Genomic DNA, 19,166 nt, shown 5'->3' with positions numbered 1-19,166 from the left:
TGTTGATGCAATTTACTGAACAGCAACAGGACAAACTTAATAAAGTTCAGTTGGACGAGTCTTGGAAAATCTCATTGTCAGAGTTTCTTCTGAGTCCTAAAATGGATAATTTACGTGAGTTTTTACAACAAGAAAAACTCGCAGAAAGAGTCATTTATCCCCCAAGCAAACAGATTTTTAATGCATTAAATACCACACCGTTAAATGCAGTAAAGGTCGTGATTTTGGGACAGGACCCTTATCATGGTCCGAATCAGGCCAACGGTTTAAGTTTTTCTGTACAAAGAGGGGTTGCATTACCTCCGTCTTTGCGTAATATTTTTCACGAATTAAATACCGATCTGGGTGTTCCGGTTTCTCGTTATGGTGACTTGAGTAAATGGGCAGCACAGGGCGTGTTATTGCTTAACAGTGTACTGACAGTCGCGGCAGGACAGCCCACTTCACATCAAAAACAGGGATGGGAAGACTTTACCGATGCGGTCATTGATGTATTGAATGAGCAGCGTGAACATATCGTGTTTATTTTATGGGGTGCTTATGCACAGCGTAAAGGGCAACGTATCGATCGTAACAAGCATCTTGTGCTTAGTGCAGCTCACCCATCACCACTTGCTGCAAACCGGGGTGGTTTCTTTGGCTGCAAAGTATTTTCTAAAACCAATCAATATTTGAAACAACATGGCATTGAGCCTATAGACTGGCAATTGGACGCATAATGACTTCTCCCGATTTAAATAGCTATCATCCTGATTTGGTTATTGAACATGCACAAAATGGCTGGCGAATCATTCGTCTGAATCGCCCTAAATCGTTACATGCTTTAGATGAACCGATTGTAAGTGCGCTACTGAAAGTCTTTGAACATTTCCATGAAGATGAAACTGTCAAGGCAATCTGGTTCGATTCGACCACACCAAAGGCTTTCTGTGCAGGAGGGGATGTGCGTAAATTACGTCAGCTCGTCATCAATAAGGAAGTAGAAACAGCAAACCAGTTTTTCCAGCAAGAATATGCACTGGATTTACTGTTACATAATTATGCAAAGCCGATTGTGGTCTGGGGCGAAGGCTATGTGATGGGTGGTGGTCTTGGCCTGTTTATGGCAGCACCTTTCCGTCTGGTGACGCCATATTCGCGTCTGGCAATGCCTGAAATCAATATTGGTTTATATCCAGATGTCGGTGCAAGCCGTTTTCTGGCTGACCGTGGTCAAATCGGACTGTTTACCGGTTTAACTGGTTCTATCATGACTGCGGCGGGTGCGTTCAGTGTCGGTTGGGCAACGCATATCTGTGAAGCACAACGTGATAATGTGCTGCAAAAAGTGTTAAATGTCGACTGGAACCATTATCCAGCGGGTGCATTCCGTGCCATTGATGATACCTTGAATAGCTTACATCGTCCTGTTGCTGCGGGCCCGTTGCAAAATTCAATTGATGTGATTCATAGCGTTTGTCGTGGTCAGAGCTTTGAATATGACTATCAATCGATTATTGGTCTCAGTGATGCAAGTAGTGACTGGTTACGTCAGGCCAGTGAAAACCTGCAAAAAGGTTCACCAAGCACGGCGGCGATTACCTGGTTGTTATGGCAATGGGGTAAACAGGGTCATGCATGGGATGAAGTGTTTGCATTAGAAGCGCAAATTTCTGAATGGAAAATTCGTCACCCTGATTTTGTTGAAGGTGTGCGTGCCCGTCTGGTAGACAAAGACTTGTCTCCTGAATGGAAAGCAACTGAACAGTTAACGCTTAAAGGCATCTTGGGTGACTGTGCGCCTGTAACCAATATTGAGAGCTGGAATGCGTTATTAAAGCACTATGGCGTGATTGCTTAAGTTGCTATGACTGTAGAAAATCATAATGATGAATACTGGATGCAGCTTGCCTATGAGCAGGCTGCATTAGCGGCATCACAGGGAGAAATTCCTGTCGGTGCCGTTCTGGTTAGTAATAAGCAGGTCATTGGTGTGGGCTACAATGCACCGATCAAACTGTCAGATCCCACTGCACATGCAGAAATACAGGCGTTGCGTGCCGCTTGCGCGTCATTGAATAACTACCGCCTACCTGAAGATACCACGCTTTATGTCACGCTTGAACCGTGCACCATGTGTGTGGGGGCTTTAGTGCATGCACGGGTAAAGCGGGTGGTTTTTGCTACTACAGAGCCCAAAGCAGGCTCTCTGATCAGTGCGCGTCAATTGCTTGAAAGCGGTTATTACAATCATAAATTTGTTTTTGAACAAGGATGTCTGCAAGCGCAATGTTCCTTGCAGCTCAGTGAATTTTTCAAACAGAGACGAAGTGAAAAGAAGAAAATCCGTTCGTCAAAAACGTCCTTAAATGATTAAAAATGTCTCATGAGTTGTGGCACACTAAGTCTCCAATATTTTTGGGTAAAATCAAAAGGCGAAGTTATGCGTAATGCAATCACGATAAAAAAAGAATTCAATGCACCGATCTCTGAGGTTTTTGACTTGTTGTCAAAACACGCCACCTATAACAAGGCATTTGCACCGTTACAGGTGGTTCGTGTGAAGGATTCGGCTGATCCAGCACGTCCTGATGGAATTGGTTCAGTTCGCCGCATGGGATTTGGACCGATTAAACCGCTACAAGAAGAAATCACCTTATTGGAAGAGAATAAACGAATTGAGTATAAGTTGATCAATAACCCTTTGGTAAAACACCATTTAGGGCAAATTGACTTTAAAGAAATCACACCTTTTGTAACTTTGGTCACTTATAAGATTGAATTTACAGCAAAAGCACCTTTTGTAAGTAAATTAATTCTTGCACAACTCAAAGCAGCGATTACACTAGGTTTTTTAAAATTAGCCAAATCAGTTGCTTCATAAGAGATGGGAATGACAGTTCATATTATTACGATTGATGGTCCAAGTGGTTCTGGTAAAGGCACATTGGCTGCAAAAATTGCCGCACATTATGGTTTTAGTTTATTAGACTCTGGTGCGTTATATCGTTTACTTGGGCTGTCTTTGTTTCAGCATGGCTTACTCGATCAACTGGATACCCAGTTGGAGCAGTGTGTTAAATATGCGACCCAGCTCGATATTGAATTTAAATCGACACCAGCAGCGACACTGATTTTTCTGGAAGGCGTTGATGTCACCAATACCATCCGTACAGAGCAGGTCGGTGAGTACGCTTCTAGAGTTGCGGCTGTTCCGGAGTTGAGAAAAGCATTATTCGAACGTCAGCGTGCATTTATCCAGCCGCCAGGCCTGGTTGCCGATGGACGTGATATGGCGACTTCGATTTTTCCAGAAGCCCAAGCCAAGATTTATTTAACCGCATCGGCTGAATCTCGTGCAGCGCGTCGTGTAAAACAGTTGCAGGGTATGGGTCTTGATGCTAAAATAAGCGACATTTTATCTAACATACAGGCTAGAGATAAAAGAGATATGGAGCGAACAGTTGCTCCGCTCAAGCCAGCTGAAGGCGCGTATGTCATTGATAGTTCTACAATAGGCATCGATGACGTGTTTCAGTTAATGGTGGACTATATCGATAGCCGTATTCAATAGATAGACCATTTTATTTTCAGTTGAAGCATTGCTTGATCAGATTTTTTGGACAATGTAACAACTTAACTAAACCGGCCTTGTCTGATCCAAGACCGCGGACTTTATCAGGTATATCATGACCGAATCTTTTGCAGCCCTCTTTGAAGAAAGTGAATTAAACCTCAACGTTGAAAAGGGTGCAGTCATCCAAGGTACTGTTGTTAGTATCGATTCTGACTGGGTTACTGTTGACACTGGCCTTAAATCTGAAGGCGTTGTTGACCGTGCTGAATTTTTAAATGAACAACGTGAACTTGAAGTTCAAGTTGGCGATACTGTTGACGTAGTTGTTGAAGCGCTTGACAACGGTATGGGTCAAACCGTTTTATCACGTGAAAAAGCGAAACGTGCTGAAACTTGGACTAAACTTGAGAAAATCTTTGAAGACGGCGAAATCGTTACTGGTGTTATCTCTGGTAAGGTTAAAGGCGGTTTCACTGTTGACATCGGACCTGTACGTGCGTTCTTACCGGGTTCTTTAGTTGACACTCGTCCTATCCGTGACACAACTCACCTTGAAGGTAAAGAGTTAGAGTTCAAAGTAATCAAACTTGATGCTAAACGTAACAACGTTGTTGTATCTCGTCGTGCAGTTATGGAAGCTGAATCTTCAGCTGACCGTGAAGCATTACTTGCTCAACTTGAAGAAGGTCAAACAGTTACAGGTACGATCAAGAACCTTACTGATTACGGCGCGTTCGTTGATCTTGGCGGTATTGACGGTCTTCTACATATCACAGATATGGCTTGGAAGCGTATCAAGCACCCTTCAGAAGTTGTTGAAGTTGGTCAAGAAGTTACAGTTAAAGTACTTAAGTTTGACCGTGAGCGTAACCGCGTATCTTTAGGCCTTAAGCAATTAGGCGAAGATCCATGGTTAGCGATCATGAGCCGTTACCCTAAAGGTTCTATCGTTAAAGCACGTGTAACTAACTTAACTGACTACGGTTGCTTCGCTGAAATCGCTGAAGGCGTTGAAGGCTTAGTACACGTTTCAGAAATGGACCACACGAACAAAAACATCCACCCATCTAAAGTTGTTCAGATCGGTGACGAAGTTGATGTTATGGTTCTTGAAGTTGACGAAGAACGTCGTCGTATTTCATTGGGTATCAAACAAACTCGTGCTAACCCATGGGAAGAGTTTGCTAAAGCGCATGAAAAAGGCGAAAAAGTTTCTGGTACAATCAAGTCAATCACTGACTTCGGTATCTTCATCGGCTTAAACGGTGGTATCGACGGTTTAGTTCACTTGTCTGATATTTCTTGGAACGAACAAGGCGAAGAGGCGATTCGTCGTTACAAGAAAGGCGACACAGTTGAAGCAGTTATCTTGTCTGTAGACGCTGAAGGTAACCGTATCAGCCTTGGTATCAAGCAATTAAACAGCGATCCATTCAATGACTTCTTGGCTGCGAATGAGCGCGGTGCTTTAGTTAAAGGTACTGTAACTGCTGTTGATGCTAAAGGTGCTACAGTTAAATTAGCTGATGACATCGAAGCAACACTTAAAGCTTCTGAAATCAACCGTGACCGCGTTGAAGATGCGACTAAATTCCTAGAAGTTGGTCAAGAAGTTGAAGCGAAGATCATCAACGTTGATCGCAAATCTCGCTCTATCAACTTGTCTATCAAAGCGAAAGACGAAGCTGAAGAGAAAGAAGCTGTGAACAATGCTCGCCAAGCTGCTGCGACTCAAGCTGCAGAAAGCAATGGTCCTAAGACTATTGGTGACTTAATTAAAGCTCAAATGAAGTAATTTGTTAAAAAGTACGTTTCTTGTAACAGAGACGTACTTTTTTATACAAAAATACTGTAAACGGTAGCGTAGTAATCATGTACTGCGCTACCGTTTTGTATTTAAACAGGTTATTATTAAAAACATTGGAAGTAGCAATAATTAAAGAGGTCATCAATGACTACTGAAGCACTTAATAAATCTGATTTAATTGAACGGATTGCGCTTAAAAACCCACACTTGGCTGAACCTTTAGTTGAAGACGCAGTTAAGATTATGATTGATCAAATGATCGAAGCACTTTCAAGCGGTGATCGTATTGAGATTCGTGGTTTTGGTAGTTTTGCTTTGCATCATCGTGAGCCGCGTTTAGGGCGTAACCCTAAAACAGGTAAGTCGGTTGATGTTGCAGCAAAAGCAGTTCCACACTTTAAACCTGGTAAGGCACTTCGTGATGCAGTAAACGAATCTGCTGAATAAGTATAGAGGTCTTTATGCGTTATATTTTAATTGCATTACTCGTTGCCATTTTTGGTTATTCACTTGCTTTGGTGCTTCAAAACCCAGCTGAGCTACAAGTAGACTTGTTATTTACTCAAGTTCCAGCAATGCGTTTGGGGTTATTACTTTTATTGACTTTAGTCTTAGGTATTGTTGTTGGGCTACTTCTTGGCGTTCAGGTCTTCCGCGTTTTCCAAACCAGTTGGGAAATTAAGCGATTACGCAAAGATATTGATCATCTGCGTAAAGAGCAAATTCAACTTGCACAGCAAGCTGCCGCAGAAGCTGCTGCGAATGTAAGACATGAGAAAACCATTCTGGATATTAATCCGGAAAGCCATCCACGTAATCCGTTATAATCTTTATATTGCAGCCTTATAAGATCTTGATGATTGTATAAGGCATTTAAAAGCTCTTTATTATTTAAAGAGCTTTTTTTGTTTTATGGCAGACCCAAATATCTCAACGCGGCCGTAATCAGCATCGCCACTAAAATTACCACAATAAGCGAATATTTTTTCCATGCAAAAATGATCGCAACCGAAACTCCCATTATTTTGCTGATGCCGCTGAAATGTGTTTCCGTAAAAAGGGTATTTAATACCGCTAAGGTGAACAGCAAAACACAGGCAGAATCTGCCAGTAACTGCTTATGATGTTCTTTAATTTCGATGCGATTTGCCAGATAAAAGCCTGAATAACGGATCAGATAGGTCCCTAAAGCAAGTACGACAACGCCGATAAATATATAACTCTCACTGTATTTCATTTCGTTTTCCGACCTATCATTAAACCAAGCATAGACACTAGAACAGGAAGGCCTGTTGGAAGTAAGGGAATAGAAGCCAGGGAAAGGGAGGTACCCAGAAATACCCGATTGCGTGTGGTCCTATTCTTAAGCATGGGCAGGATCAAGGCAAAAAGAATGGCCGGGAATGCTGCATCAATACCAAATACATAAATATCCGGAATGTTTTTGCTCAGCAGATAACCGGTGAATACGCCGAGGGGCCAAAGTATGCTGATACCTACGCCACACATCCAGTAAGCCCATTTCTTTAAATGTGCTTCCTGCTGACTTAGCCCGAACATGACACTTTCATCATTCATGATATGGCAGGCAATAAAGTGATAGACATTCTTTTCAATGAAGGTTGCGACAGATAATCCAAAAGGTAAATGACGCAAATTGATAAGTATGCCCGTGAATGCGGCAAATACCGGATTGGCTCCTGTCGCAATCATGCCAATGAAAGTAAATTCCGCTGCACCTGCCAGTACCGTTAAGGAAAGCGCTAGAGGAATCCACATGGGTAGGTTAAAACTGGCCGCAACTGAGCCGAGAGAAATTCCGACAATTCCTGTTGCGACCGAGATGAGAGTAATGGCTTTGATTAAGTGATACCGCTGTTTATCTTGCATCTTTGTTTTCTATATCAAACGACCGTACGTTATAATAGATTAATCTTATATCGTTCGTCAAAACGAACATTCGTTTTTTATGGTGGGTTATGGCGTTGCCAATTGAAATTGTTGCAAAAGGATTGCAAAGAGAGAGACAAAAAGCAGGATTGTCGTTGGCTGAGGTCGCACGTCGGGCGGGTATAGCCAAATCAACCTTATCACAGTTGGAGGCCGCACAAGGCAATCCCAGTCTGGAAACCTTATGGGCCCTGTGTGTGGCTTTGGATATTCCATTTGCCAAGTTAATGGAAAGTAATATTGCCCAGACTCAAGTGATACGTTTAGGTGAGGGGCCATCCGTTTCATCTGAAATTGCCCATTATCAGGCTATTCTATTGGCCAATTGCCCAACGGGTGCCCGACGAGATGTGTATATGCTCACCACCCAGCCTGGTGAACCGCGTTGTAGTCAGCCGCATCCGATTGGCAGCATTGAGCATATTGTGATTATGAAAGGTCAGGCCAGAGTTGGCTTAATTTCCGAACCGATCTTGCTTAATGAAGGGGACTACATTTGCTATCCTGCCGATCAACCGCATATCTTTGAAGCTTTGCAAGCGGATACCAGAGCCATCCTGATCTCTGAACAAAGATAGCGATGATTTCCCTGTGCTATAAAGTCTTTTTTGCATTATGCGTAGATTGTTACTTTGTTCATGGGGTGAATCACTTTATAATTAACTGATTTTTATGTGATGGAACTAGATTCGTGAGTATTATTGTTGCCCTAGACGCAAAAAGCCAATATGACGCCTTAACAATTGTTGATCAGCTTGATCCGTCACTTTGCCGTGTAAAAGTTGGCAAAGAGCTTTTTACTCATGAAGGTCCATCAATTGTGAAGAACTTGCAAGACAAAGGTTTTGACGTTTTTCTTGATCTAAAGTTCCATGATATTCCTAATACAACAGCTCAAGCGGTATGTGCTGCTGCCGACTTAGGGGTATGGATGGTCAATGTGCATGCTTCAGGTGGCCGCAAGATGATGGAAACCTGTGTTGAGCGATTGAAAGCAGGTAACTATCAGACTCAACTGATTGCAGTAACTGTTTTAACCTCAATGGGACGTGAAGATTTAGGCGATATCGGTCTGGATATCGAGCCAGTTGAACAGGTGAAGCGTTTAGCCAAACTTACACAGGAAAGTGGACTGGATGGTGTGGTGTGTTCAGCCCAAGAAGCGAAAATCCTTCGTGACCTGTTAGGTCAGCAGTTTGCATTGGTGACACCGGGTATTCGTCCAGAAGGTTCAAATGCGGATGACCAAAAACGTATTGTAACCCCAAAACAGGCCATGCTGGATGGTTCAACGCATTTAGTGATTGGTCGTCCAATTACTAAAGCAGAAAAACCGACTGAGATGTTGAAATCAATTTTGGCTTCGATTTAATGAAGTCGAAGGTTAAAACCTCATACTAAGAAATAAACTGATCAAGAGTGGTGCGAGCAGCGATAGAATCAATCCACTCATCATGGCATGTGGGACATAATGTGTGCCACATGACTGTTTCACCATCGCAAGCGTCACATCCATTGAAGTCGCACCCGCACTGGAAATCGCCGAGCGTGGAAAGCGCCAACCTAGACAATACATCAATAAAATTGCAAAAATTTCCCTAAATAAATCGGTTAACAGGGCAATACCTCCCAGTTTGGCCGAATGCAGTTCGGTAAATAAAATCCCAGACATTGAATACCAGCCATAACCTTGTGCTAGGGCCATGACTTCATTCAGGCTGTAATGCTTCGATAGAATAAAATAATTCAGAATTGCTGCCAGACAAGATCCGATGAATGCAGCCACGGGCACCAGTAAAATTTTCCAGCTTAACCAGCTACGATCGAATTGAGTAAAGGCCAGCTCAACGCCAATCAAGAAAATAAAGATCAGTAATAAATACCAGCTATTAAAGGCGATATGCAGGTCTAAGCTTTGAATGAGCATCCCCAGGCCAATCCCGGCCGCCAAGGCCAGAAAGGCTTTGCCAATATTCTTTAGCGCATTGAAAAATAGGTGCAGTGAGATTTTTCCTTGCACACTTTGCCGATCAATCAGCTTATAGGTCATTAAACAAATGAAAAAAGAACCAATTGACGTGGTAAATGCAATGAGTAGCGCAGGTGGCAAGATGGTTGCTGGATTCCGAATATGATTCAGTGCCTGAGTCAGTTCAAAGGCAACACTGACTAGTAAAATATAAGAAAAATAGGGAAGAATTTTAAAGACGAATTTTTTTAGCGACGGAGATAAATGTGGTGCTACAAAATAGCCTAAGCCAATACAAATAAAAATCTGGCAAATCAGTACAAAAGAGGTCATATGATCAGAGCGTTTACAGTGCTGATTTATTATGCAGGGAAATCTTATACTTGGGTAGATTTATATATCATTTGATAAAGAAAAATGAAGGCAGTATAAATTTAAAAAAATAAAAAGTCTCAGCACTCCAATTCTACTTTAAGTATGATAGATATTTGGCCTAATTTGTCTATAAATGTGTGCTGAAGTGAAATATAATTTTCTCGATAAATGAGGAAAGTAATTTGTGACCGCAGCCAAGATTCAAAAATATGCATTGCAACGTTTTGCAAAACAGGGCTTTGCAGCTACTTCGTTGAATGAAATTGCAACTGATGTGGGCATCAAGAAACCCTCAATTTACGCACATTTCAAGAATAAAGATGAGCTTTATCTTAGTCTTATTCCGATCATGATTGATGAAGAACTGAGCTATGCCCAAACGGTTTTGCAGGGTGGAGAACAGCTCCAGCAGCAATTGCATGATTATTTTATCAGTATTGAACAGCGCTTTAACGCGTCTTATGCGGTTCAGTTCTGGATGAATGCCCTGATCAGTCCACCTGTGCATTTATATGACCAGGTGATTGAGCCGATGCACCTCTTCATGGCTGATCTGGAACAGCTATTTTCGCAAGCAATTCAGAATTCTGAAGTCATTAAAAATCAGCATCAACTCGACGCTCAGACACTTGCTCGGGTATGCATGAGTTTTGTGGATGCATTGCAAAGTGAATTGATCTATGGCGGTCGAGAAAAGTTTCGACTTCGTCTGGATGCCATCTTAAAAGTATTTAATATTCTGATCAGTAGCTAAATGCAAATAAAGCTACTGATGCGTGTACATAGCACTATTCAGGTTAACTGGTGTGCACTAGAACTCTTTGCTGAAGCGGCATAAATGGATAAACCGAGCGCAATACTGCCGCAAACGAATAAGCTTGCTGGAAGTATATTGATACTAACCTCCACTAGGCTGACAATAAAACCAATTAGTGAAGCAAAAGCGTATTGAAGCAAACCCATCAAGGAAGACGCTGCGCCCGTTAAGTGTTGAGGACTCTGTTGCATGGTCAACGCGGTGACATTGCCAAAAATAAAACCAGTCGACCAGATACTAAGTCCTAACAAAAGGGTGTATTGCCATATATTTAAACTATAAAATGACGTGCTCAACAGTAGAATAAAGCTAGCTCCTGTAAAAATCCCCATACCGATGATGAGTAAACATTGCGCTGACCATCTTTTTAATAACAGGATTGAGAGTTGGCCAAGAATAATCAAGCCAATGGCATTTCCTGCAAACAAAGTACTAAATGTTTCATTGTGAATATGATAATGCTGGATAAAAATAAAAGGTGACTGGCTTAAATAAACAAAAAAAGCCCCTAAAATGAAACCAGCAGCAAGGGTATATGCCATAAAGCGTTTGTTTAAGCTAAGCGTTTGATAACTTAGTTTGATTGCTGTTAATTGGAGAGGCTGACGATACTGGGGTTTTAAAGTTTCCGGTATGCCATAAGCTCCCCAAAACCATAAGATCATAGCTAGAACAGCAAGAATATAGAAAATAAGGGTCCATGAACCAAATCGAAGAATCAAGCTGCCGAATAAAGGTGCAATGATAGGAACGATCATCATCACTTGCATCAGAATTGAAAAGTTTTTGGCACTGCTTTGCGCGTCGCATACGTCAGAAATAATTGCTCTGGGAACAACCAAACCTGCTGATGCACCGATGGCCTGTAAGAAACGAGCCGCTAGCAACCATTCGATGGAGGGTGCAAGGGCTGCCAGTAATGATCCTAAAATAAAGATTGCGATTCCGATCAGCAAAGGTTTACGTCGTCCAAAACGATCCAATAGCGGACCATAAATCCCTTGACCAATGGCAAGGCCGATCAGAAATACCGACAGGGTGAGCTGAATATTACCGGGTGTGGTTGACAAGCTTTCTGCAAGTAAAGGGAATGCTGGTAAATAGATATCAATTGCCAGTGCATCCAGAGCCGTAAAAAGGGAGAGTAGGAGTAATAAAGACCAACTGATGTGGGTAATAGGAGGTGCGGTTTTCATATTCTTAAAAACTCTTGCAAAAAAAGCGTAAACTTAAAATCTACCTAACGGTAGGTAGATTAAAATAATAACATGGATTTTGTTTTTTATTTATTTGAGAGCTGCAGTTTTAAAGTAAAGTAGGAGAAATATGGCGATGTAATAGTGTGAATAGAACTAATATGTGCTTGAAAATTAAAAAAAGCCCTTGAGAGAATCAAAGGCTTTTTTAGGATATTTTACGATTTATGCAGCATTAGATTTGGCATCAGTTGAGCTGCTGATAAAATTATAATCAGCTACGTTTACTTTGCGTGTCTCTAGCCAGTATCTCCAGGTATAGGTTGGCCATAATGAAAAGTTTTTACCATCGGCAGCTTGGTACCAACTGCTACAGCCACCCGCTTGCCAGACGGTACCTTTCAGTTGCTCTTGTACACGTTCATTGAACTGATCCTGAACATCCTGCTTGATTTCGACAGCTTGGGTCTTGGTTTGATCGACGGTCTGAATCAGTTGCAGAATATAGTTCACTTGTGATTCGATCATGAAAATTACAGAGTTATGACCAAGAATGGTATTGGGTCCAAGTAACTGGAACAAATTCGGGAAATTTTTGGTGCTGATACCATAATAGCTTTCCGCACCATCTTTCCATGCCTGTTTCAGTTCAATGCCATTACGACCAATACAGTTGAAATGCTTTAAATAAATACGTGGATCGGTAATGAAGCCCGTACCATAAATCAGGCAATCAATTTGGCGTTCTTTGCCATCTTTAGTGATAATGCCGTTTGCTGTAATTTCCTGAATAGCATCCGTCACCAGTTCAACATTGTCACGGTTAAAGGTCGGGAAGTATTTGTAAGAAATCAAAATACGTTTACAGCCCATGACAAAATCTGGAGTCAGTTTTTTCGCCAGTTCTTTATCCTTGACCTGAAAACGGATAAAAGCTTCTGCCAGTTTTTGGCCATATTTCATGATTTGTGGCTGCACAATCGGTACAACACGAGATTCATTGGTCCAGTACAGGCGGGTTCTGTGAATCTGACGATAAATATTCGACGCTTTAAAGAGTGTTTTGCTGAGCTGTGAGTATTTACGTTCATCACGTGGAATGACCCAGGCGGCAGTACGTTGTAATACATAGAGCTGCTTAACTTCGGGCGCAATTTCTGGAATGTACTGAATGGCACTACCACCAGTGCCAATCGATGCAACGGATTTACCCGTTAAATCATAATCGTGATCCCATTGAGATGAATGGAAGACTTTGCCCTTAAAGTTTTCAATGCCTTTAACATGAGGAATTTGCGGCACATGCAGCGGGCCAGAAGCAAAGATCACAAATTGCGCTTCGAGGGTGGCCTGATCTTTAAAGTCTAGGGTCCAGACATTGCGGTTTTCATCAAACTCGGCTTTGGTCACTTCATGTCCGAATTTGCAATAGTCTTTTAATTGATATTGTGCTGTGATGTCCTGAATATAGGTAAAAATTTCATCTGCTTCTGCATAACGTTTTGACCAGTCGGTTTTTGGTGCAAAAGACAGGGAATACATATGTGACTGCACATCACATGCTGCACCCGGGTATTGGTTTTCACGCCATGTACCACCGACGTCATTGGTTTTTTCTAAAATTACAAAATCATTAATTTGACTTTGTAACAGGCGAATGGCCATCGCTAAACCACCAAAACCTGCACCAATAATTGCCACTTTTGTTTTTTGAATCGCATTTTTGGTTACATTACCCATAGCGTATATCCTGTACAGCTAAATTTTGTGCCAGTTTAACGGTTTTATCGAGATTAAATATGATTGTACCGACGTAAAACTTGACCATTTCGGCAATTCATTTGCTCAGGTTTTTATAGTAAAACATTAAAGTTTTGAGAACTGCATTAGGAACTATGAAGAGATCTATCCTCGGATTGATGTATTTGATTCAGGGCATGCGTCATGTCGGCATTGATGTGGATGCACGTTTAGCCAATATGGGTATACACGCCGATGCCTTAGATCCAGCTTCAATTATTCCTGATGAGATCGAATGGGATATCCTGCAACATATTAGTCAGGATATTTCACCTGAACAAGGTCTGTTCATCGGGCAGCATTATGCGCTGGCCGGTTATGGACCATTCCTGATGCTGTTGGTGACCAGTGAAACTCTCCATAAGGCATTGTTGAATGGTGTGCAATTTCAGCAATTAACCCATTTGTTTGGTTCTTTACATCTCGAAATTAAAGAAGATTTTATTTATCTGTTCTATCAGCCGGTTGATCTAAATACGCATTTAGGGCAATTGCGCGCGCAATGTGAAATTTCAGGGACCTATAAGTTCTTACAAGATATTTTTAAAATGATGGGGCTGGAGATCCCGAATATCCGGATCGAATTGCCATTTACCCGTCCGAAAGACTTAAATTTGCTTGCAGCGTATCAGGATTATTATGGGCAGGATGTCAAATTTGGATGTAGAGAGGCGGCTTTCATATTAGAAAATACCCAAATACTGAACATTAAAATCCCCTCTGCTGATGTATTGACCTATCGCATTTATGAAGAAAAATGCCTAGCGGATATTCAAAATCTAGAAAAAAGTGCCAGTCTGAAATTGACCGTAGTGGAGTATGTGAAGGATTATCTGGAAATGCAAAACGGCGTGATTCCGACGATGGCGGAAACGGCCTGTGCCTTGCATATTCCTGAGCGTACGTTAAGACATCAATTGCAGCAAATGCAGACCAGCTATAAGGAAATTCGTGAAAAGCTGATTCAACAGAAGGCGATAAAATTCATCGAAAACAGTTCATATTCGATTGAACAGGTGGCTGAAATGTTGGGTTATTCTGAACCGGCAGCGTTCAATCATGCCTTTAAAAGATGGTTTGGACTGAGTCCAAGACAATATAACCGCAATCATTAAATGATTAAAAATGGTACATTATGATGTTTAAACTCCATGATAATTAAGCCTAAAATCTAATGTCATTGAACAGAATGTTCGATATAATTTTCACCAATTAAAATTGCAATAACACCTTATGTCAAATTCTAAACCAGACTCACATAGCACTGCATTTATCCCAACGTCACCTGCTGAGCGTTATACTCAAGCACTTGAGTCAGGACAATTCATGCCAGATGAAGCACAAGCTCAGGCTGTGCGAGAGTTAGACCGAGTATGGAAAGAGTTACTCACCCGTTATAAGGCTTCCAAGAAGGCGTTTCGACGTTTCCGTCGTCAAACCTATCCGAAAGGCGTTTATATGTGGGGTGGTGTAGGTCGTGGCAAAACGTGGCTGATGGATCAGTTTTATGAATCTGTTCCATTCCGCCGTAAAATGCGTATGCACTTCCATCACTTTATGCAACATGTCCACAAAGAGTTGAATAAGCTTGCAGGTCAACGCAATCCTTTAGATTTGGTTGCAGATCAGATTTATAAAGATGCTGTTGTAATTTGCTTTGACGAATTTTTCGTATCGAACGTTACTGATGCAATGATCCTGAGCGATTTATTCCAGAAGCTATTTGAACGTGGCATTACACTGGTTGCAACTTCAAATATTGCACCAGATGGCTTGTATAAGAACGGGATTCATCGTGACCGTTTCTTGCCAACCATTGAGCTGGTCAAGAAAAACTGCGTAGTCTTAAACGTAGATGCCGGCGTGGATTATCGTTTACGCGTCTTGAAACAAGCGCAACTGTTCAAGTATCCATTAACCGATGATGCCCAAGCTTGGTTATCAGGTCGTTTTAAAGCATTGACCCAGACGCAGGCACAATCTAATTCTCCAATCATGATCAATAATCGTGTAGTAGAGACTTTAGGTCATACTGAAGATGTATTGTGGTGTGAATTCTCGGAACTATGTTTTAAACCGCGTAGTCCGGCCGACTTTATTGAAATTGCCAACATTTACAACACCGTATTGGTGAGTAATGTTCCGCATTTGACTGATTTCCTGTCTGAAGGGACACGCCGTTTTATTTATCTGGTCGATGAATTTTATGACCGTGGCGTAAAACTGATTCTTACCTCTGAAGATTCAATCATTGATCTGTATGAAGGTGAGAAACTGGCATTTGAAATTGAACGGACGCGTTCACGTTTACTGGAAATGCAATCGGATGATTATCTGCATTCGGAGCATCGGCAGATTCAGGTCGCACAGACCTCATAAATTAAAAAGGCATTCTTCGGAATGCCTTTTTTTATAAAGTTACGTGCATAACGCTTTATTCCTGATTGAATTTTGTTATAACTAGATGAGTTTGAAAAGGGAGTATGTTGCATAACTAAAAAGAAAAGTATCTGTATTTGATATTTTGATGAATATAAAAAATCTTGTTTGTCAATACGTCTAATAGGGAAAATGCTTACTATTTAGGAATGTGATATTACTATTCAGGCTAGTATAAATCAGTATACTAGAATTCTTGTTATAAAAAGTTAGCACCATCAGGAAAGACAATGACTGTACGTATTCAAAAAGGCAAGCTAGCGATTGCTAAAGAACTTTATGATTTCATCGAAAATGAAGCTTTACCAGGGACTGGTTTAGAGAGTGAAACTTACTGGAAAAACTTCGAGCAAGTCGTTGTCGACCTTAGCCCAAAGAACAAGGCATTATTGGCTAAGCGTGATGATCTTCAAGCGAAGATTGATGAATGGCATCGTAATAATAAATTTGAACTTAATGCTTATAAAGCATTCTTGACCGAAATCGGTTATCTGGTACCTGAAGTTGCAGACTTCAAAGTCAGCACTGAAAACGTAGATGAAGAAATTGCTTTACTTGCAGGCCCACAATTAGTTGTACCTGTACGTAATGCACGTTACTGCCTAAACGCAGCCAATGCGCGTTGGGGTTCGTTATATGATGCGCTTTACGGTACAGATGTCATCTCTGAAGAGGGCGGCGCAGAAAAAGGTAAGGGCTATAACCCGGTACGTGGTGACAAGGTTATCGCTTTTGCTAAGGACTTCTTAAACCAGACTTTCCCATTGGCACAAGGTTCACATGCAGATGCAACCCAATATGCGGTGGTCAACAACGCTTTGGCCGTGACTTTAAAAGATGGTTCAACCACTGCTTTGGCGCATCCATCTCAATTTGTTGGCTTTAATGGCGATGCTGCGGCTCCTGCAGAAATCGTTTTATTAAATAATGGCTTGCATGTAATCATTGAGATTGATGCGAATAGTCCAGTGGGTAAAACTGATGCTGCGGGTGTCAAAGACTTAACCCTTGAAGCTGCTGTAACCACGATTCAGGATTTGGAAGACTCGGTTGCTGCGGTCGATGCAGAAGAAAAAGTTGAAGGCTATCGTAACTGGTTAGGCTTGATGAAAGGTGACTTGCAAGAGTCAATCGAGAAAAATGGTAAAACCATTACCCGTGCCTTAAATAAAGACCGTACTGTTCAAAACCTGATTGGTGGTACAACCACTTTACATGGTCGTTCATTGATGTTGCTTCGTAATGTTGGACATTTAATGACAAACCCTGCGATCCTTGTAGATGGCGAAGAAGTGTTTGAAGGCATTATGGATGCACTAATCACGCCGTTACTTACCGTTGCGGATATTCGTGGTCAAAACGAGAATAAAAACTCTCGTAAAGGCTCAATGTATATTGTTAAGCCTAAAATGCATGGTCCAGAAGAAGTTGCGTTTGCCGTTGAATTGTTTGAACGTGCTGAACAAGCGATTGGTTTACCAGAAAAATCGCTCAAAATCGGGATCATGGACGAAGAGCGCCGTACCTCTGTCAACTTGAAGAACTGTATTGCTGCTGCAAAAGACCGTACTATCTTCATCAACACGGGCTTTATGGACCGTACGGGTGATGAAATCCATACCTCTATGGAAGCTGCACCAGTGGTTCGTAAAGAAGCAGTTAAAACACAAAAATGGATTGCTGCTTACGAAAACCGTAACGTTGCTATTGGTTTGGCATGTGGTTTACAAGGCAAAGCGCAAATTGGTAAAGGCATGTGGCCTAAACCAGACAGCATGAAAGACATGTTGGCAACCAAGACGGCGCATCCAAATGCAGGTGCATCGTGTGCATGGGTTCCATCTCCAACAGGTGCGGTACTACATGCTTTGCATTATCACCAGATCAATGTAAAAGCACGCCAAGACGAATTGGCTGCTGAAAACATGTTGTCTTTAGATGACTTGTTAACACCGCCGTTTGCAGCAGAAACCAACTGGACTGCAGAAGAGTTAAATAACGAACTTGAAAATAACTGTCAAGGTATCTTGGGTTATGTGGTTCGCTGGGTCGATTTAGGTGTTGGCTGTTCTAAAGTGCCCGACATCAATAACGTTGGCTTGATGGAAGACCGTGCAACATTACGTATTTCATCTCAACACGTTGCAAACTGGTTGCGTCACGGGATCGTAACGCGTGAACAGGTTGAAGAAGTGCTTAAGCGCATGGCTGTGATTGTAGACCAGCAAAATGCCAATGATGCACTTTATACGCCAATGGCACCTAACTTCGATGGTATTGCATTCCAGGCAGCGTCTGACCTGATCTTCAAAGGTGCAGAGCAGCCATCGGGTTATACAGAGCCATTACTACATGCAGCACGTTTAAAATTAAAAGGTTATACCGGTGATTAATTTCATCTGAATAAAGAAGCCTCTTCGGAGGCTTTTTTTATAGCTGCGATTCAAAAAAACGAGGTGTCTACTTGCTTTGTTTGGGTGAGGATCAAATATTGTTAAAAACAGGATTAAACAGATTAGCGCTGAAATATTTGTTATAATTAGCGCAGTTTGATCATTTAGCCGAATCATAGCGATGTCACAAATTCTAAAATTAGATGCTTTAAAACAGGCGCAGGTTTCAACTACGCCATATCCTTACTTTGTGGTGGAAAATTCAATTGTAGACAGCGAAGTGAAAGCTGTGATTCAGGATTTTCCAAAGATTGAACAAGGTGGAAGCTATAACATTGAAGATGTTGAAATTAAGCCTAATTTTGATCGTTTCTTAAAATCATTAGATACCAAAGAATTTCGCCAGATTTTAACTGAAAAATTTGATGTGGATGTAATGGAACATCCAATGATGATCACGTTACGTGGTTATTCACGTCAAAAAGATGGCCGGATTCACTCGGATTCAAAAACCAAACTGCTGACTATCCTGATTTATTTAAATGAATCTTGGGATGCGCCTACAGGCCGTCTACGTATCTTGAATGATGAAAAGAACATGGATGACTATGTGGCTGAGATTGATGCGGGTCCCGGTACATTAGTTGCCTTTAAAGTCACCGATAATGGCTGGCATGGCTATGTTCCTTATGAAGGTCAACGCCAATCAATCCAGATCAATTTTTTAACCAGCGATAAAGCCAATGCCAAGCATCGCTTTATTCATGGCTTAAGTGCAAAAATGAAAAAATTATTTGGATAAATTTTTCCATAAAAAGGGAGGTGAATAAACCTCCTTTTTTTAACTTTAAATTTTGCGAATTA

The 19,166-nt window shown here is 41.5% G+C and carries 20 protein-coding genes; 15 read left to right on the top strand and 5 right to left on the bottom strand.

From position 1 onward, the window contains the following. Nucleotides 1–5: 5 nt before the first annotated feature. The 8 genes from ung (at nucleotide 6) to ACINWC323_RS07790 (ending at nucleotide 6,190) form a co-directional block, all read left to right on the top strand. Nucleotides 6–719: a uracil-DNA glycosylase gene (ung, locus tag ACINWC323_RS07755; protein WP_009512635.1), complete on the top strand. Its 714-nt coding sequence runs from the start codon at nucleotides 6–8 to the stop codon at nucleotides 717–719. Beyond that, entirely contained in the window at nucleotides 716–1,840 is a 1,125-nt protein-coding gene (locus ACINWC323_RS07760) for an enoyl-CoA hydratase/isomerase family protein (protein WP_171062204.1), read from the top strand. The genes ung and ACINWC323_RS07760 overlap by 4 nt, the downstream gene beginning before the upstream one ends. Before the next feature lie 6 nt (nucleotides 1,841–1,846). Further along, entirely contained in the window at nucleotides 1,847–2,356 is a 510-nt protein-coding gene (gene tadA, locus ACINWC323_RS07765) for a tRNA adenosine(34) deaminase TadA (RefSeq protein ID WP_009512846.1), read from the top strand. A 66-nt stretch (nucleotides 2,357–2,422) separates the two neighbouring features. Next, entirely contained in the window at nucleotides 2,423–2,863 is a 441-nt protein-coding gene (locus ACINWC323_RS07770) for an SRPBCC family protein (RefSeq protein WP_009512519.1), read from the top strand. A 9-nt stretch (nucleotides 2,864–2,872) separates the two neighbouring features. Further along, nucleotides 2,873–3,553 (top strand): (d)CMP kinase, encoded by a 681-nt coding sequence (cmk, locus tag ACINWC323_RS07775; protein ID WP_009512854.1) that lies wholly within the window; start codon nucleotides 2,873–2,875, stop codon nucleotides 3,551–3,553. A 115-nt stretch (nucleotides 3,554–3,668) separates the two neighbouring features. Next, nucleotides 3,669–5,351, top strand: a complete 1,683-nt coding sequence (rpsA, locus tag ACINWC323_RS07780) for a 30S ribosomal protein S1 (RefSeq protein ID WP_004639293.1) — start codon at nucleotides 3,669–3,671, stop codon at nucleotides 5,349–5,351. Nucleotides 5,352–5,507: 156 nt separating this feature from the next. Beyond that, complete coding sequence (locus tag ACINWC323_RS07785) at nucleotides 5,508–5,810, top strand: integration host factor subunit beta (RefSeq protein ID WP_004653854.1); 303 nt, start codon at nucleotides 5,508–5,510, stop codon at nucleotides 5,808–5,810. A 14-nt stretch (nucleotides 5,811–5,824) separates the two neighbouring features. Beyond that, entirely contained in the window at nucleotides 5,825–6,190 is a 366-nt protein-coding gene (locus ACINWC323_RS07790) for a lipopolysaccharide assembly protein LapA domain-containing protein (protein WP_009512533.1), read from the top strand. A gap of 83 nt (nucleotides 6,191–6,273) precedes the next feature. On the opposite strand, the gene ACINWC323_RS07795 is transcribed toward ACINWC323_RS07790, so the two are convergent. Further along, the gene (locus tag ACINWC323_RS07795) at nucleotides 6,274–6,600 is read right to left on the bottom strand and encodes an AzlD domain-containing protein (RefSeq protein WP_009512882.1); all 327 of its coding nucleotides are present in this window, start codon (nucleotides 6,598–6,600) and stop codon (nucleotides 6,274–6,276) included. Further along, nucleotides 6,597–7,253 (bottom strand): AzlC family ABC transporter permease, encoded by a 657-nt coding sequence (locus ACINWC323_RS07800; RefSeq protein ID WP_009512824.1) that lies wholly within the window; start codon nucleotides 7,251–7,253, stop codon nucleotides 6,597–6,599. Before ACINWC323_RS07800 ends, ACINWC323_RS07795 begins: the two co-directional genes overlap by 4 nt. An 89-nt stretch (nucleotides 7,254–7,342) precedes the next feature. Between ACINWC323_RS07800 and ACINWC323_RS07805 the strand changes: the two genes are divergently transcribed. Both ACINWC323_RS07805 and pyrF read left to right on the top strand, forming a co-directional pair. Next, a complete protein-coding gene (locus ACINWC323_RS07805) occupies nucleotides 7,343–7,891 on the top strand; it encodes a helix-turn-helix domain-containing protein (RefSeq protein ID WP_009512504.1) in 549 nt (182 codons plus the stop codon). 113 nt (nucleotides 7,892–8,004) lie between these two features. Continuing rightward, the gene (gene pyrF / locus ACINWC323_RS07810; RefSeq protein WP_009512829.1) at nucleotides 8,005–8,685 is read left to right on the top strand and encodes an orotidine-5'-phosphate decarboxylase; all 681 of its coding nucleotides are present in this window, start codon (nucleotides 8,005–8,007) and stop codon (nucleotides 8,683–8,685) included. 12 nt (nucleotides 8,686–8,697) lie between these two features. On the opposite strand, the gene ACINWC323_RS07815 is transcribed toward pyrF, so the two are convergent. After that, nucleotides 8,698–9,615 (bottom strand): LysO family transporter, encoded by a 918-nt coding sequence (locus tag ACINWC323_RS07815; RefSeq protein WP_009512907.1) that lies wholly within the window; start codon nucleotides 9,613–9,615, stop codon nucleotides 8,698–8,700. Nucleotides 9,616–9,841: 226 nt separating this feature from the next. Between ACINWC323_RS07815 and ACINWC323_RS07820 the strand changes: the two genes are divergently transcribed. Continuing rightward, nucleotides 9,842–10,411: a TetR/AcrR family transcriptional regulator gene (locus tag ACINWC323_RS07820; RefSeq protein ID WP_009512864.1), complete on the top strand. Its 570-nt coding sequence runs from the start codon at nucleotides 9,842–9,844 to the stop codon at nucleotides 10,409–10,411. Between the two features lie 38 nt (nucleotides 10,412–10,449). Here ACINWC323_RS07820 and ACINWC323_RS07825 read toward each other — a convergent pair whose 3' ends face one another. Both ACINWC323_RS07825 and ACINWC323_RS07830 read right to left on the bottom strand, forming a co-directional pair. After that, nucleotides 10,450–11,670 (bottom strand): multidrug effflux MFS transporter, encoded by a 1,221-nt coding sequence (locus ACINWC323_RS07825; RefSeq protein WP_009512512.1) that lies wholly within the window; start codon nucleotides 11,668–11,670, stop codon nucleotides 10,450–10,452. A gap of 225 nt (nucleotides 11,671–11,895) precedes the next feature. Beyond that, nucleotides 11,896–13,410 (bottom strand): flavin-containing monooxygenase, encoded by a 1,515-nt coding sequence (locus ACINWC323_RS07830; RefSeq protein ID WP_009512701.1) that lies wholly within the window; start codon nucleotides 13,408–13,410, stop codon nucleotides 11,896–11,898. A 155-nt stretch (nucleotides 13,411–13,565) separates the two neighbouring features. Here ACINWC323_RS07830 and ACINWC323_RS07835 point away from each other — a divergent pair, with 155 nt between their 5' ends. The 4 genes from ACINWC323_RS07835 to ACINWC323_RS07850 all read left to right on the top strand — a co-directional run bounded on the left by ACINWC323_RS07835 (nucleotide 13,566) and on the right by ACINWC323_RS07850 (nucleotide 19,104). Continuing rightward, nucleotides 13,566–14,585: an AraC family transcriptional regulator gene (locus ACINWC323_RS07835; RefSeq protein WP_032869437.1), complete on the top strand. Its 1,020-nt coding sequence runs from the start codon at nucleotides 13,566–13,568 to the stop codon at nucleotides 14,583–14,585. A 118-nt stretch (nucleotides 14,586–14,703) separates the two neighbouring features. Then, nucleotides 14,704–15,849 carry a cell division protein ZapE gene (gene zapE / locus ACINWC323_RS07840; protein WP_009512745.1) on the top strand — a complete coding sequence of 382 codons (1,146 nt, stop codon included), beginning with the start codon at nucleotides 14,704–14,706 and terminating at the stop codon, nucleotides 15,847–15,849. A gap of 290 nt (nucleotides 15,850–16,139) precedes the next feature. Continuing rightward, nucleotides 16,140–18,302: a malate synthase G gene (locus tag ACINWC323_RS07845; RefSeq protein WP_009512736.1), complete on the top strand. Its 2,163-nt coding sequence runs from the start codon at nucleotides 16,140–16,142 to the stop codon at nucleotides 18,300–18,302. 181 nt (nucleotides 18,303–18,483) lie between these two features. Continuing rightward, on the top strand, nucleotides 18,484–19,104 hold the full coding sequence (locus ACINWC323_RS07850; protein ID WP_005230781.1) for a 2OG-Fe(II) oxygenase: 621 nt from the start codon (nucleotides 18,484–18,486) through the stop codon (nucleotides 19,102–19,104). Nucleotides 19,105–19,166: the final 62 nt, after the last annotated feature.

Source organism: Acinetobacter sp. WC-323, assembly GCF_000314615.1.
Taxonomy (GTDB): Bacteria; Pseudomonadota; Gammaproteobacteria; order Pseudomonadales; family Moraxellaceae; genus Acinetobacter; species Acinetobacter courvalinii.
This window is presented reverse-complemented; position numbering and strand designations above follow the sequence as displayed.